Origin of the sequence: Bradyrhizobium oligotrophicum (assembly GCF_051168495.1) — a bacterium.
In the GTDB taxonomy this organism is placed as follows: Bacteria; Pseudomonadota; Alphaproteobacteria; order Rhizobiales; family Xanthobacteraceae; genus Bradyrhizobium; species Bradyrhizobium oligotrophicum_A.
This window is the reverse complement of the sequence record NZ_JBNPVB010000013.1, coordinates 148,584-160,722: the sequence shown is the minus strand read 5'-3', so window position 1 is coordinate 160,722 and position 12,139 is coordinate 148,584. Positions and strand designations below refer to the sequence as shown.

General features: G+C 64.9%; 17 protein-coding genes and 1 tRNA gene. 6 read left to right on the top strand and 12 right to left on the bottom strand.

Annotated elements, in window-relative coordinates; translation table 11 throughout:
• Positions 1-135: 135 nt before the first annotated feature.
• Positions 136-789 (bottom strand): cold-shock protein, encoded by a 654-nt coding sequence (locus ACQR1B_RS23710; RefSeq protein WP_434833978.1) that lies wholly within the window; start codon positions 787-789, stop codon positions 136-138.
• Positions 790-985: 196 nt separating this feature from the next.
• Positions 986-1,747 carry a Sir2 family NAD-dependent protein deacetylase gene (locus ACQR1B_RS23705; protein WP_434833977.1) on the bottom strand — a complete coding sequence of 254 codons (762 nt, stop codon included), beginning with the start codon at positions 1,745-1,747 and terminating at the stop codon, positions 986-988.
• Between the two features lie 347 nt (positions 1,748-2,094).
• On the opposite strand from ACQR1B_RS23705, the gene ACQR1B_RS23700 reads away from it, so the two are divergent.
• A complete protein-coding gene (locus tag ACQR1B_RS23700; RefSeq protein WP_434833976.1) occupies positions 2,095-2,259 on the top strand; it encodes a hypothetical protein in 165 nt (54 codons plus the stop codon).
• Between the two features lie 88 nt (positions 2,260-2,347).
• Here ACQR1B_RS23700 and ACQR1B_RS23695 read toward each other — a convergent pair whose 3' ends face one another.
• Entirely contained in the window at positions 2,348-2,623 is a 276-nt protein-coding gene (locus ACQR1B_RS23695) for a hypothetical protein (protein WP_434833975.1), read from the bottom strand.
• A gap of 131 nt (positions 2,624-2,754) precedes the next feature.
• Here ACQR1B_RS23695 and ACQR1B_RS23690 point away from each other — a divergent pair, with 131 nt between their 5' ends.
• Positions 2,755-2,901: a hypothetical protein gene (locus tag ACQR1B_RS23690; protein ID WP_434833974.1), complete on the top strand. Its 147-nt coding sequence runs from the start codon at positions 2,755-2,757 to the stop codon at positions 2,899-2,901.
• Positions 2,902-3,417: 516 nt separating this feature from the next.
• Here the strand turns inward: ACQR1B_RS23690 and ACQR1B_RS23685 are convergent.
• A complete protein-coding gene (locus tag ACQR1B_RS23685) occupies positions 3,418-3,720 on the bottom strand; it encodes an HU family DNA-binding protein (protein ID WP_006614754.1) in 303 nt (100 codons plus the stop codon).
• Between the two features lie 589 nt (positions 3,721-4,309).
• Here ACQR1B_RS23685 and ACQR1B_RS23680 point away from each other — a divergent pair.
• From ACQR1B_RS23680 to ACQR1B_RS23670, 3 genes are all read left to right on the top strand, one after another.
• Positions 4,310-4,762, top strand: coding sequence for a VOC family protein (locus tag ACQR1B_RS23680; protein WP_434833973.1), 453 nt, complete (start codon positions 4,310-4,312; stop codon positions 4,760-4,762).
• Between the two features lie 40 nt (positions 4,763-4,802).
• A complete protein-coding gene (locus ACQR1B_RS23675; protein ID WP_434833972.1) occupies positions 4,803-4,937 on the top strand; it encodes a hypothetical protein in 135 nt (44 codons plus the stop codon).
• Between the two features lie 108 nt (positions 4,938-5,045).
• Entirely contained in the window at positions 5,046-5,687 is a 642-nt protein-coding gene (locus ACQR1B_RS23670) for a glutathione S-transferase family protein (protein WP_434833971.1), read from the top strand.
• 13 nt (positions 5,688-5,700) lie between these two features.
• Here the strand turns inward: ACQR1B_RS23670 and ACQR1B_RS23665 are convergent, their stop codons facing one another.
• The 4 genes from ACQR1B_RS23665 to ACQR1B_RS23650 all read right to left on the bottom strand — a co-directional run bounded on the left by ACQR1B_RS23665 (position 5,701) and on the right by ACQR1B_RS23650 (position 7,083).
• Positions 5,701-5,955, bottom strand: coding sequence for a porin (locus ACQR1B_RS23665; protein ID WP_434833970.1), 255 nt, complete (start codon positions 5,953-5,955; stop codon positions 5,701-5,703).
• A gap of 88 nt (positions 5,956-6,043) precedes the next feature.
• The gene (locus ACQR1B_RS23660) at positions 6,044-6,304 is read right to left on the bottom strand and encodes a PilZ domain-containing protein (RefSeq protein WP_434833969.1); all 261 of its coding nucleotides are present in this window, start codon (positions 6,302-6,304) and stop codon (positions 6,044-6,046) included.
• A 154-nt stretch (positions 6,305-6,458) separates the two neighbouring features.
• Positions 6,459-6,533 (bottom strand) — tRNA-Glu (locus ACQR1B_RS23655).
• Positions 6,534-6,750: 217 nt separating this feature from the next.
• On the bottom strand, positions 6,751-7,083 hold the full coding sequence (locus ACQR1B_RS23650) for a Rieske 2Fe-2S domain-containing protein (RefSeq protein ID WP_434833968.1): 333 nt from the start codon (positions 7,081-7,083) through the stop codon (positions 6,751-6,753).
• Between the two features lie 204 nt (positions 7,084-7,287).
• Here ACQR1B_RS23650 and ACQR1B_RS23645 point away from each other — a divergent pair, with 204 nt between their 5' ends.
• The gene (locus tag ACQR1B_RS23645) at positions 7,288-8,040 is read left to right on the top strand and encodes a hypothetical protein (RefSeq protein WP_434833967.1); all 753 of its coding nucleotides are present in this window, start codon (positions 7,288-7,290) and stop codon (positions 8,038-8,040) included.
• Positions 8,041-8,368: 328 nt separating this feature from the next.
• On the opposite strand, the gene ACQR1B_RS23640 is transcribed toward ACQR1B_RS23645, so the two are convergent.
• From ACQR1B_RS23640 to ACQR1B_RS23625, 4 genes are all read right to left on the bottom strand, one after another.
• On the bottom strand, positions 8,369-8,581 hold the full coding sequence (locus tag ACQR1B_RS23640; RefSeq protein ID WP_434833966.1) for a hypothetical protein: 213 nt from the start codon (positions 8,579-8,581) through the stop codon (positions 8,369-8,371).
• Between the two features lie 101 nt (positions 8,582-8,682).
• Positions 8,683-9,261: a hemerythrin domain-containing protein gene (locus ACQR1B_RS23635; RefSeq protein WP_434833965.1), complete on the bottom strand. Its 579-nt coding sequence runs from the start codon at positions 9,259-9,261 to the stop codon at positions 8,683-8,685.
• 138 nt (positions 9,262-9,399) lie between these two features.
• Positions 9,400-10,629, bottom strand: a complete 1,230-nt coding sequence (gene hemA, locus ACQR1B_RS23630; protein ID WP_434833964.1) for a 5-aminolevulinate synthase — start codon at positions 10,627-10,629, stop codon at positions 9,400-9,402.
• Positions 10,630-10,821: 192 nt separating this feature from the next.
• Positions 10,822-11,946 carry a PLP-dependent cysteine synthase family protein gene (locus tag ACQR1B_RS23625; RefSeq protein WP_434833963.1) on the bottom strand — a complete coding sequence of 375 codons (1,125 nt, stop codon included), beginning with the start codon at positions 11,944-11,946 and terminating at the stop codon, positions 10,822-10,824.
• Positions 11,947-12,139: the final 193 nt, after the last annotated feature.

Here is a 12,139-nt window from a genome sequence, read left to right as displayed (position 1 = left end):
CACGTCACTACACGGTCGCAGCCTCCGCAGCAAGGCCGCGGGCGGTCCGTTTGCCGCCCCCTCGCCAAAAGCCCAGACCAAACAATGACAAAGCCCCGGCTCGCCGGGGCTCTGCAATCTCAGGCGATGCTCCGCTCAGTGCGACGACAGCGCCGGCGATCCCGTCTCGGGGTGGATCTCGGCCGCCATCATGCCCTTGGAGCCCGGCCCGTACCGCACCAGAACCCACTGCCCGGGCCGCAGCTCGGTCATGCCGAACCGGCGCAGGGTCTCCATGTGGACGAAGATATCCGGGCTCCCCTCGCCACAGGTCACGAAGCCGAAACCGCGCAGCCGGTTGAACCACTTGACCTGCGCACGTTCCAGTCCGCTGGTCGGGGTCACCGTCACATGGGTCCGCGGCGGCAGCATCTGCGCCGGGTGGATCGCCGTGGACTCGTCCATCGAAACGATCCGGAACGCCTGATAGCCCTTGGCGCGCTGGACGCACTCCACCACCAGGCGTGCACCTTCATAGGCGGTCTGGTAGCCGTCGCGCCTGAGCACCGTCACGTGCAGCAGCACGTCCGGCCAACCATTGTCGGGAACGATGAAGCCATATCCCTTCGAGGCGTCGAACCATTTGATGACGCCGCCGATTTCGACGAGATTCTCGCCGAGCCCCGCAAGCGCATCGATCGCCTGGTCGCGTGCGACGCCGCCTTGATACTCTGCTCCGAGCCGGTTTGGTGTAGTTGCACCAGTCACCGGTACTCCAAGCTTCTTGGACTCAAATCCGTCCGACCCCATAACCCCGGACCTCACAGATGAATTGTGAGCCGCCACCCCTGCAACGGCGCCTGCGCGTGCTCATCACCTATACCCAAGACGAGTCACGCGAATCTCTCGAATCAAAGATAACATTCCCTCGTGCCGCGCATAGACAAAAATCGGATTCAGTGAGGCATATGAACAGACTTGCCGACAAAAATGCATCAATTTCCGTTCAATTACGGACGAATGGTCCGAGTACTTCACCGATATCGAAGCGAATGACGAGGTCGGCGATGTCGTCCTGATCCGTTGGTTCCCGATTGATGATCGCAAGGCGCGCACCCGCCTGCTTTGCCATCAAGGGAAAGCCCGCCGCCGGCCACACCACCAGCGATGAACCGATTGCGACGAACAGATCGCAATGTTGCGCGAGCTCCGTCGCACGCCGCATTTCGTCCTCCGGCATGGCCTGGCCAAAGGACACCGTCGCCGTCTTCACCGGCGCGGCGCAAGCCGGACAATCCGGCGCGGCACCATGCAGATCGAAGCGCTCCTTCACCCAGCCGAGCGCATAGCGCTGTCCGCAGCCGATGCAGCGCGCATAGGTGGTGTTACCGTGCAACTCGATGACATGATCAGCAACAAATCCGGACTCCTGGTGCAGATTGTCGATGTTCTGGGTGATGACGGCCGGGATCTTGCCGGCGCGGTAGAGCGACGCCAGCGCGCGATGACCGCGCCCGGGCCGCGCCGCGGCAAACGTCTCCTGCACCGCGAAGCGCCGGCGCCAGGCCTCGTCGCGCGCGTCCTGGCTGGCCACGAACTCCTCGAAATGGATCGGCCGGTTGCGCGTCCACAGTCCGCCCGGGGATCGGAAGTCGGGGATGCCGGCCTCGGTCGAGATGCCGGCGCCGGTAAACGGCACGATGACCCTGGCGGCGGCGATCATGTCGCCCAGGCGGTTCACGCCCTCCTGCAGATCGGATGCAATCATTGGGCAGTGGCTCCGAACCATCACGCGTCGCGTCGTTGATCGCCTCTTCATACCACGTCCGCGGCGGCACCCGCCGGTGGCAGCACCTCGAGCCAATCGCACCGATGGCGATCGGACTGCAAGCGTTGCGAGTCTCGATCGCGGGCTCTACCGCAGGATGGCGGCGAGACCTCGCTCATCGGCCGGCCGCTCTCCCCAGCTTTGGGCGCGCTTCGCGCCCTGCCAAGCGGGGGTTTCCGCAATCACGCCTCAATCCGGCAGCCACATCGCGTCAGCGATTCGCCAGGAAGTTTGTCACGCGTCCCATGGCCGGACTCGCCCGATAGTGATCGACGCAGAGAGGCTTCGTGGGACACGACGAGACACAGGACAATCGGCGCACGCAGGAGCGCGCCGAGATCACGGCACGAATTGCGCGCTTCAAGACGACCCAGGAGAAGTTCGCCCGCGAACGCGAAGAATTTGCGCGGAAGGCCTGGAGAAAGGCCCAGCGTGGCGAGGCAGCGGACTAGAGCCGGGTCGCGCAGTGCATGAAGCAAGAGCCCGGGGCTTGCCCGGGCTCTGCATCGAACGACGCTGCATCGAACGGCTCGAGCGCGCTTACCAGTGGTGGCGCCAATAGTGAGGCCGATGATAATAGGGGCCGCCGTAATAGGCATATGGCCCGGGCCCGTAGGCGTAGCGCGGACCGTAGTAATAGCCGTAGTTCGGGCCATAATAGTAGGGCTGGGATGCCGCCAGCGCTCCCGCCGTCAGCGCCCCTGCGGCCAGGCCGAATGCGAGACCCGGCCCGATGCCGCGCGCCTCAGCCGGCGCCGGCGCGGCGAGTGCGGCGACCACGCCAGCGGTCGCCAGAACAGCCAGTGCTTTTCTCATGGTCATGTCCTCCGATTCGATTGCGTCGAAACAACGCAGGCACCGGCGGATTGGTTTCAGCTCAGGTACGCGCATACGCGCCGGAACGAAAAGCAGGTCCAAGAGTTGGACGACGTTGGGATGGATCGAAAATGGCGTCCTGGCTCGAGCTTCTGTTCAACATCATCGGCTATGGCGGTTTCGTCGTGATCGCGTCGCATCACAGCGGGAGTGACTCTGTCAGCGCCGCGCCGGACGCGCCTGTCGATCCCGCCGATCTCGGCGCCGACCAGGTGTGAGAATGCGGGCACCGACGCCCGGTTCTCCACAACCAATCCTCAGCCTGTCCACAGCCGCAGACCGTCGCCTCTAAGGCCGCGGGATCAATCACTTGCTGCGCAACAAACGCGAACTTGTCCCCAGGGGTGTCTGGGCGGCGCCGGCGCTGGCCGTTCTCAGAACGGAGGTTGCACCGTGCGGGATGAAATCGTCTCCGCTCAACAGTGATAGCCTTTGCCGCCAATTGGCGGTGCAATCGAAATCAATGCCGAAATCTCTTGAACCTTCCTGGGGCTGACCAAGACACATGATCACTGGGGATTTCAGGGCCCAGTTTTTTCGAGGGTGGCGCCAGGCGACGAACATATTCCGTCGTGCTGGCGCTGCTGTCGTTTCAGCGGATCGTTGCAGCTCGCGGTGCCGGCGCAGCCGCCCTCATCGGCAACGACACGAAATCCTTCCCAGAAATCCTTCCCACGAAAAAAGGCCCCCTCTGCAGGGGGCCTCTGATCGCGATCACGGCCGATGCGGTCGGATCAGGCGACGGCGTCCTTCGCAGCCTTGACCGGGCGGGCGCGCACGATCTTGCGGGCCGGCTTGGCCTTGAACATCATCTCCTCGCCGGTGAAGGGATTGGTGCCCTTGCGCGCCTTCACGGCGGGCTTCTTGACGACGACGAACTTGGCGAAGCCCGGCACCAGGAACACGCCGTTCTTCTTCAGCTCCTTGTGGCCGACGTCGGTGAGCGTCTCCATGACGTTCTTGACGTCACGCTTGGACAGCTCGGTCGTGGTCGCAATCTTCTCGATCAGTTGCGACTTGGAAAGTTGGGTAGCCATCGTATCTCCTTAGGATTGGTACCGATGAATGACGTGACGACTGCGCGGCTATCAGCGCATTGCTGCGCAGACTGGTCGGGGCTTTCTGGCTGCATTGCACAGCCGGGACTTCAGTCGTCTGGTGGCGTATCACCCCGCGATATTTCGGGATTCTCCTGCATTTCAAGGGGCCCCGAAGCACCCACAGCGGCGCCAAAATTCCAATGCAGCGAGGAGAAGTCAAGCTGCGATGCCGATCGAATGGAGCATGTGATTCATTTTCCCCTATATTTCCAGGCATTTTCGACTCTCCTGCGTGATTTTGGCCGCACCAGACCGCCGAAAAGCGCTGAAAAACCTGCATATGGCCGCATCGCGCCGTTCATCGGCGCCGCGAATCACTGCCAAAATAGCGATTCGCTGGCATACGGCGAACCCGCGTCCGCTGCACGGATCGCTTCCGACGGGCGATCGGACGAGCCACAATTCCCCGCGAGCAGGCAATCGTGTGCGACCAGGGCTGATGCGCGGGAGAGCCGATTGCTGCTATGGATCGAGGTCCGCAAGCGGCCGTTGAACACCCGCTTCACGTTCAGGGAGACAAGAAACGATGCGTTATCTCCACACCATGCTGCGCGTGCGCAATCTCGACGCAGCGCTGAAATTCTATTCCGATGCGCTCGGCCTCAAGGAGGTGCGCCGCATCGACAACGACAAGGGCCGCTTCACCCTCGTGTTTCTTTGCGCACCCGAAGATGAACACCTGCTGAAGAGCCTGCCGTCCACGCGCGGCGCGCCGCTCGTCGAGCTCACCTACAATTGGGACGAGGAGAGCTACGGCGAGGACCGCTTCTTCGGCCATCTCGCCTATGAGGTCGACGACATCTACGCCACCTGCGACCGCCTGATGAAGCTCGGCATCACCATCAACCGGCCGCCGCGCGACGGCAACATGGCCTTCGTCCGCTCGCCCGACCTGCACTCGATCGAGCTGTTGCAGAAGGGCGAGCCGAAGGCCCCTGCCGAGCCGTGGCTGTCGATGCCGAACACCGGGCATTGGTGAGCGACGGCCGTCCGCCCAACAATGCCGGAACATCGAGGCCATGCTCGCGTTGTCGCTGCGATCGATGAAACGACGAGAGTATGAGGAGGCCGCGATGGGTCGAGGACTTTTGCTGTGGTTGTTGGGCGTGCCAATCCCGGTGATCATTCTGCTGTGGCTGTTTTTCGGCCGCTGATCACCGAGAACTCACCGTTCGACCGAAAAGCCCCGCCCGCAGCGGGGCTTTTTGCGTGAGATGCAGTATCAATGACGCCCGTAGCGCATAGCAAGACAGGAGCCGAACGTGTCCGCCGACAACAGACTGACGATCTGGGGCCGTCCCAATTCGGTGAACGTGCAGAAGGTGCTGTGGTGTCTTGCCGAGCTCGGCGCAGGCTTCCAGCGCATCGATGCCGGCATGCAGTTCGGCCGCAACACCGAGGCCGACTATCTCGCGATGAATCCGAACGGCCGGATCCCGACGCTGGTGGACGGCGATTTCGTGCTGTGGGAGAGCAACGCCATCCTGCGTTATCTCTGCCTCGCCCATGGCGGCGAGGCGTCGCTCTATCCGCGCCAGCCGCGACAACGCGCCGCGGTCGAACGCTGGCTGGACTGGACGCTGTCGACGGTGCAGCCGATCGAGCGTCCGCTGTTCTGGGGCCTCGTCCGCACCCCGCCCGCGGCACGCGACATGAATGCGCTGCAGAAGGCCGCCGACGAGGCCGCATCGATGTGGCGCATCCTCGATACGCATCTGTCGACGCGGGCCTATGTCGAAGCCGAAAGCTTCACACTCGCCGACATCGCACTCGGTTGCTATGCGCGGCGCTGGTTCGGTGTGGAGGGCGTCGTCAAGCCGGAGCTGCCTCACATGATGAACTGGTACCGGCGAATCTCACAGCGCGAGGGATTCATTCACCATGTCGCCCCTCCGCTGTCGTGAGCGGGCCCGTGCTTCAACGCCCGATTGACCCGCCCGTCGCGACGCCCACCGCCCCGCCAACCTTGATGCAGGTGTCGGTGCCCTCGATCCGCCTGAAGTTGGCGCCGTAGGCCGCGCAGGGATTGGCGGTGGCGGCACCGGGACGAGGTCCCGGTCGGCTCGTTGTTGCGGCTTTCGGCGACAGCAAGGATTCACCCGGCGAGCCCGCCGATGCGATGGTCACGAGAACGAGCGAGGCGAGCGCGCCGAGGGCGATGGATCTGAGCATGGCCGCTTGTTAGCGCATCTTCGGCGGCGGCGCTCGCCGAAACCCGTCCGCTGCGCGCTCCGACCTTGGGTCAGCAAGGCCCTGTTTGCTATTTGCCGATGAACTTGACGCCGACCGAGGCGCCGCGGCGCCAGACCACTTGGCACAGCCGACCGGTGCGCGCATCGCGCGCAAAGGCGAGCCGGATCGTCGCCGGCAGCGCCGCCGCATCCTCCAGGGTCAGCTTGGCGCCGGCGCTGGAGATGTCCTGAACCAGGCAATGCCGCACCGCGAATCCGCCATCCAGCGTGATCCACGCCGGCTGCTTCATCGACTTGCGGGCTTCCCGCTTCTTGATCGCGGCCATCATCCTGCTCCTGCTCCCCCGCCGAAGTACGGCAAGGACCCTAATGGACGGTTGATTGGACCAGACAGAGACGGCGCTGCGTAGAGGTACGGAGACCACGGGCGGCACTAAGGATGAAGGTTCGACGTTCAAGCGATTGAGAATGAGCGGCGCGAAGTGGCGCTCCCTAGCGGAATCGAACCGCTCTCTCCACCGTGAAAGGGTGGCGTCCTAACCGATAGACGAAGGGAGCAATACGCACGACGTGACGGAGCACAACGCCCCGGCGCCATCGCCGCTTGCACGTTCTTGGTAAAACCTTCAGCAAAACAGCAGCTTGCGCCCATGCTTTGCGAGGTCGGCTGAACCACCCGACGGTGATTCCGTGCCGCGCGCGCCGAACGTATAGAGGCGTTTGCCCGGCCGGGCAAGCCGCCCGTGGCGGACTTTGCGGCCTCATGAGGCGAAGTTCAACGCGCCGCGAACAACGGCGAGATCCCGTCGGTGTCGACATAGACCACGCCGTCCTCGACCTTGACCGGATACTCGGCCAGGGCGCTCTCCGGCGGGTGCACCGGCAGGCCGGTCAGCGCGTCCCAGGTCCAGTTGTGCACGGGGCAGCTGAGCAGGCGGCCATCGAAACCCGCCTCCTCCATCGGCGCCGCCGTGTGCGGACAGACGCCCTGGAATGCCTTGAGCTCCCCCTCGTCGGGCCAGGCGAGGATGATGAGCTGTGCGTCGGCGATGACGAGCCGCATGCCGCCTTCGTCGATCGTGTCGGCCTTGCAGACGCGGGTGAACAAGCGCGGGCCCTCCTCGTGCTTTCGTTTGCGAATGACGAAGCAGGACGAGCAAGACCTGTTCCGTACGCCGGTCGGCCCGCAGGGGCGAAGCGCTGGCACCCTTCTTGCTGCCTCAGCCCGCAAAGATCTCGTTGACCGCGCCGTCCTGTCGCAAACGCGACAGAACGACCGGCACGCGGACGGGCTGCGGCGACGGAGTGCGACATGACCGACATGACGGAGCTGAGGACGCGCAAGGAGCCGCTCAATCTCGCGATCGTACATGTCGATCCCGATGCCTTCATCGCCAGCCTGATGGGGTGGCTGGAGATTACGGCCTTCATCAAGGCGCAGCGCGCCGGCGAGGCCGTGGTGCCCGCGGACGGCAAGACGCCGGCTCTGTCGGCCGCGCAACTCAAGAACGGCGGCGTCCACGAGGTCGGCAACGATGCGCTTTTCGCCTTTGCCATGACGGCGGCGCTGAAGGGCGACAAGGCCGCGCTCGACAAGGTCGAGACCGCCCTGCTCGATCGCTTGGGCCAGGATTTTCCAGGCTCGTTCGCGCTCTGGCACTTCCGCGCTGCAATCGATGCACCGACCACGCTCGATGATTTCGTCGGCCAGGCCGGCAAGAAGATGCTGGCAGGCGATCTGCCTCCGCCGCCGCTGCGCGCCAAGGAATATTGGAGCGCGGGCCTGCGCTTCTTCGAGAAGGCGCGCAAATCCAACTTCATTCACGAGATCATGTATCCGCTGGCGAAATGGACGCGGGCGCGCTGGACCGAGACCGCCGAGAAAGGCGTCGCCTTCCTGCATCACATCGAGGACAACGTCCCGGTGCTGCGCGAGGTGCTGGAAGAGCCGCGCAACGACCAGGCCTTCATTGCCAACGTGCTGCTGCGCCTGGCGCCTGCCGTCGACATGGAGCTGAACGAGGAATACCAGGGCTTCCTGCGCTCGCTGGCACGCCGCAACTGAGACGGCACGTGGGGGATGACGGGGCTTGGCTCGACCACGATACGCCCCGCCCCGCGCACGCAAGAAGGCCGGCGGGCGTTACGCCGCCGGCCTTTTGTCGCGACTGCCGGCTCCGGCGGTCCGGTTCCATCGCACTCCCTCGCGGGAGTATGCGAGGAGGGTCGCGCCGGCTGATTAATGACACGTTAGCGATCCGGGCAGCAAAACACCGGGCGAGCAAAGCGCGTACGCGGACTGCGAGCGGTTCCTTGCAGCGCTGAACGAGCATTCCCGGATCTGATGGCGACGGATCGGTCGTCGTCTGCGGCGTCGGACGGCGGCCGCGCCGTCAGCTCAGGACCAAGGCGCGCTTCTTCTCACGCCGGAGCGCACGCTCCTGGCAGCCCGACAGGCGTACGAACTCCTGCAGATGGATGTCGTAGCCGTGGCAGCCGAAGGCGCTTTGCTGCGACATCGGCGTCCGCGCCGGACTGTCGGCGGGATCGACGCCGCCCGCCAATGTCGCGGGGACCGGCTCGAGCCTGGTGGTCAAAGCGGTCATAGCCAACTCCGTGAAAGAAGTTACCTGCCCCTGATCGGGAATTATAGACGTCTGGCTGCCCGGCGCAATTGAGACAATGCGCCCGTGAGACATGGTGTCCGTCAGCGTCCAGCCGTTCGCGCCAGCTCCGCTTCCTGTTCCCACCGCAGAATGCTCCGCTCCAGATTGTGGAATTTCTCGGCCACGTCGCCGTCGAACAGCGGGTCCTTGCGGTCGGACATGCGGGCATCGATATCGGCCCAATCCTCCGCGTGCAGTGCACGCAGGGCGGCAGGAAACAGCAGCGTCTCCTCCTTGCGCAAATGCTCACGCTGGCTGTCGATGAACTGGTGCACCGCGGCGTGGAAGCTCTCGCGCAGGATTTCCTGGTCCGACAGCACCGCGTTCACCGCCTCGGCAAAGCCGCGCAGCCGCAGCGCCTCGGTCTCGTGCTCGTCGTCGACATCGCCGTAGGTCGCGGCGGCCGCCGGGTCACGGATGCGCAGCTTGCCGAAGATCATCTCCTCCTTGGGATGATGACAGCGCTGCGGGTAGTCTTCGAAATAGGCGATGATGCTCTGCAGGATGTCGTAGTCGGGCCGCCGATTGTGATCGAACAGCTCCAGCTCGTGTTCGAGCACCGAAAGAAGCTTCTCGAGATTCTCGTGCTCCTGCAGCAGCGCTTCGATGATCTTTGCCATGGCTGCCTCGCCTGTGCGCCGGCCCGGCCGTGCCGAACCGGCCTGTCTCCTCACGCCGGAGACTACGCCCGCACGAGCGCGGGCGGCATTGCGGCAGATCAAACTGACAGGGCGGCGTGACAGCTCAGCGGGACAGGCTCATTCCGCCGCCAGCGCCTGCGGTGCCCGGTGCAGTCCGAGCCGGTCCCAGACGTCGACCAGCGCTTCGGCCAACGCATCGATCAGGCCGTCATCATGGTAGGGTGACGGGGTGATCCGCAGCCGCTCCAGGCCGCGCGGCACGGTCGGATAGTTGATCGGCTGGATGTAGATGCCGTGCTCGGAGAGCAGCAGATCGGAGGCCGTCTTGCACTTCTCGGGATCGCCGACATGCACAGGTACGATGTGGGTGTCGGACGGCATTACCGGCAGGCCGGCGGTGTTGAGCACGGCCTTCAGCCTGGCCGCCCTGTCCTGGTGCCGGTCGCGCTCCCATTGCGAGGTCTTGAGGTGGCGGATCGCCGCCGTCGCGGCGGCGCACACCGCCGGCGGCAGCGCGGTGGTGAAGATGAAGCCCGGCGCATAGGAGCGGACGGCGTCGATCAGATTGGCATTGGCGGCGATGTAGCCGCCGAGGCAGCCATAGGCCTTGGCGAGCGTGCCTTCGAGGATGTCGATGCGGGCCATCGCGCCGTCGCGCTCGGCAATGCCGCCGCCGCGCGGGCCGTACATGCCGACCGCATGGACCTCGTCGACATAGGTAAGCGCGCCGTAGCGCTCGGCCAGATCGCAGATGCGGTGCAGCGGAGCAACGTCGCCATCCATCGAATACAGGCTCTCGCAGACGATCAGCTTGGGGCGGTCGGGATCGGCGGCGCGCAGCAGCTCCTCCAGATGGGCGAGGTCGTTGTGACGCCAGATCTGCCGTTCCGCGCCAGACTTGCGGACGCCCTCGATCATCGAATTATGGTTCAGCGCGTCCGACAACAGCAGGCAGTTGGGCAGCAACTTTGCGATCGTCGAGATGCCGGTCTCGTTGGAGACGTAGCCGGAGGTGAACACCAGCGCCGCCTGTTTGCCGTGGAGGTCGGCGAGCTCGCGCTCCAGCTCGATCAGCGGATGGTTGGTGCCGGCAATGTTGCGGGTGCCGCCGGCGCCGGTGCCCATGCGCGCGGCGACGTCGACCATGGCGCCGATCACCTTCGGATGCTGGCCCATGCCGAGATAGTCGTTGGAGCACCAGATGACGACGTCCTTCGGACCCTCGGGCGAATGCCAGATCGCGCGCGGAAAGCGGCCGGCGAGACGCTCGAGATCGGCAAACACGCGATAGCGGCTTTCCCTGTGCAACTGGTCGAGGGCGCGGTCGAAATAGCTGTCGTAATCCATTGCCTGATCGTCCTTCCCTGCCCGTGGCCGAGAACCAGAGTTGCCGCGAGCCCATCGAGGTCTGTCGCAGGGTTGCGACCAAACCGCAGTTCCGCGAGCCGTTCGTTGATCCAGATCAGGGACTGCGCATGTTGCCGGGCATTCGCCGCCCGTCTTGCCCGAGGCAAGGCCGGCCGTTCTCGTGCCCGCTCTTCAAGGATGGCAGGGATTGGCGGCGTCGGCGACGTCGAGGCGCAGCGCTGCGCCGTGATCGAGGAAATCCGTCAGCGCCGCCTCGCAGGGCGCCGGATCGAGCCCGCGGGCAGCGAGCCATTGCGGCTCGTAATAGGTCTGGCGGTAGCGCTCGCCGGAATCGCAGATCAAGCTCACCAGCGAGCCGGCCACGCCGGCGTGCCGCATCTCGGCCGCGAGACGGCACAGCACCAGGAAATTGGTCCCGGTCGAACCGCCGACCGGCCGCCGCAGCCGGCGCGTCAGCACGTTCATCGCCGCGATCGAGGCGGCATCCGGCACCTTCATCATGCGGTCGACCACGCCCGGCACGAAGGACGGCTCGCAGCGCGGACGGCCGACCCCCTCGATCAGGGACGGCCGCTCGCAGGTCTGCGCGCAATCGCCCTTGCAGAAGGCGTCGAAGAACGCGGAGTGCTCGACATCGGCGACGCACAGCCGCGTCGGATGCCGGCGATAGCGCAGATAGCGGCCGATCGTCGCCGACGTGCCGCCGGTGCCCGCGCCCATCACGATCCATTCCGGCAGGGGGCGGCGCTCGCCCTGCAACTGGTTGAAGATCGACTCGGCGATGTTGTTGTTGCCGCGCCAGTCGGTGGCGCGCTCGGCGAAGGTGAACTGGTCCATGTAGTGGCCGCCGAGGCGGCTCGCGAGCGCCGCCGCCTCGGCATAGAGGAACCGGCCGTCGTCGATCAGGTGGCAATTGCCGCCGTAATGGGTGATCGCCGCGATCTTCTCCGCGGACGTGGTGCGCGGCATGACCGCGTAGAACGGCACGCCGATCATCTGCGCAAAATAGGCTTCCGAGACGGCCGTCGACCCGGACGAAGCTTCGACGACCGGCGTTCCCTCACGGATGTGGCCGTTGCACAGCGCATACAGGAACAGCGAGCGGGCCAGCCGATGCTTCAGACTGCCGGTCGGATGCGTCGACTCGTCCTTCAGATAGAGGTCGATGCCGGCCAGCGCCGGCACGATCAGGCGGATGAGGTGGGTGTCGGCCGTCCGGCACTGGTCGGCCTCGATGGCCGCGACGGCGTCGTCGACCCAGCCCCGGCGATAGCGAGGCAAAGCGGAATGATTCATGCCGCGAACCGATCATGATCGATGCGTGACGGCAAGCCCGTTCGTCCACCGGCCGAAACGTCGCGGCTGAACCTTGCGAGGTCGCCCACACGAACGCCCCCATCACGTGCAATGCGACGCATTTGCGCGCACGTCCTCAGCAGGAATTTTGAATGACGGCGGCAGATTGGCCAAACATTTGCACACTTTTGGG

What these genes read in the sequence shown, in the direction of transcription:
- ACQR1B_RS23710 (WP_434833978.1), bottom strand. Translation starts at nt 789, where the DNA reads ATGGGGTCGGACGGATTTGAGTCCAAGAAGCTTGGAGTACCGGTGACT.
- ACQR1B_RS23705 (WP_434833977.1), bottom strand. Translation starts at nt 1,747, where the DNA reads ATGATTGCATCCGATCTGCAGGAGGGCGTGAACCGCCTGGGCGACATG.
- ACQR1B_RS23695 (WP_434833975.1), bottom strand. Translation starts at nt 2,623, where the DNA reads ATGAGAAAAGCACTGGCTGTTCTGGCGACCGCTGGCGTGGTCGCCGCA.
- ACQR1B_RS23690 (WP_434833974.1), top strand. Translation starts at nt 2,755, where the DNA reads ATGGCGTCCTGGCTCGAGCTTCTGTTCAACATCATCGGCTATGGCGGT.
- ACQR1B_RS23685 (WP_006614754.1), bottom strand. Translation starts at nt 3,720, where the DNA reads ATGGCTACCCAACTTTCCAAGTCGCAACTGATCGAGAAGATTGCGACC.
- ACQR1B_RS23680 (WP_434833973.1), top strand. Translation starts at nt 4,310, where the DNA reads ATGCGTTATCTCCACACCATGCTGCGCGTGCGCAATCTCGACGCAGCG.
- ACQR1B_RS23675 (WP_434833972.1), top strand. Translation starts at nt 4,803, where the DNA reads ATGCTCGCGTTGTCGCTGCGATCGATGAAACGACGAGAGTATGAGGAG.
- ACQR1B_RS23665 (WP_434833970.1), bottom strand. Translation starts at nt 5,955, where the DNA reads ATGCTCAGATCCATCGCCCTCGGCGCGCTCGCCTCGCTCGTTCTCGTG.
- ACQR1B_RS23660 (WP_434833969.1), bottom strand. Translation starts at nt 6,304, where the DNA reads ATGATGGCCGCGATCAAGAAGCGGGAAGCCCGCAAGTCGATGAAGCAG.
- ACQR1B_RS23645 (WP_434833967.1), top strand. Translation starts at nt 7,288, where the DNA reads ATGACCGACATGACGGAGCTGAGGACGCGCAAGGAGCCGCTCAATCTC.
- ACQR1B_RS23640 (WP_434833966.1), bottom strand. Translation starts at nt 8,581, where the DNA reads ATGACCGCTTTGACCACCAGGCTCGAGCCGGTCCCCGCGACATTGGCG.
- ACQR1B_RS23635 (WP_434833965.1), bottom strand. Translation starts at nt 9,261, where the DNA reads ATGGCAAAGATCATCGAAGCGCTGCTGCAGGAGCACGAGAATCTCGAG.
- hemA (WP_434833964.1), bottom strand. Translation starts at nt 10,629, where the DNA reads ATGGATTACGACAGCTATTTCGACCGCGCCCTCGACCAGTTGCACAGG.
- ACQR1B_RS23625 (WP_434833963.1), bottom strand. Translation starts at nt 11,946, where the DNA reads ATGAATCATTCCGCTTTGCCTCGCTATCGCCGGGGCTGGGTCGACGAC.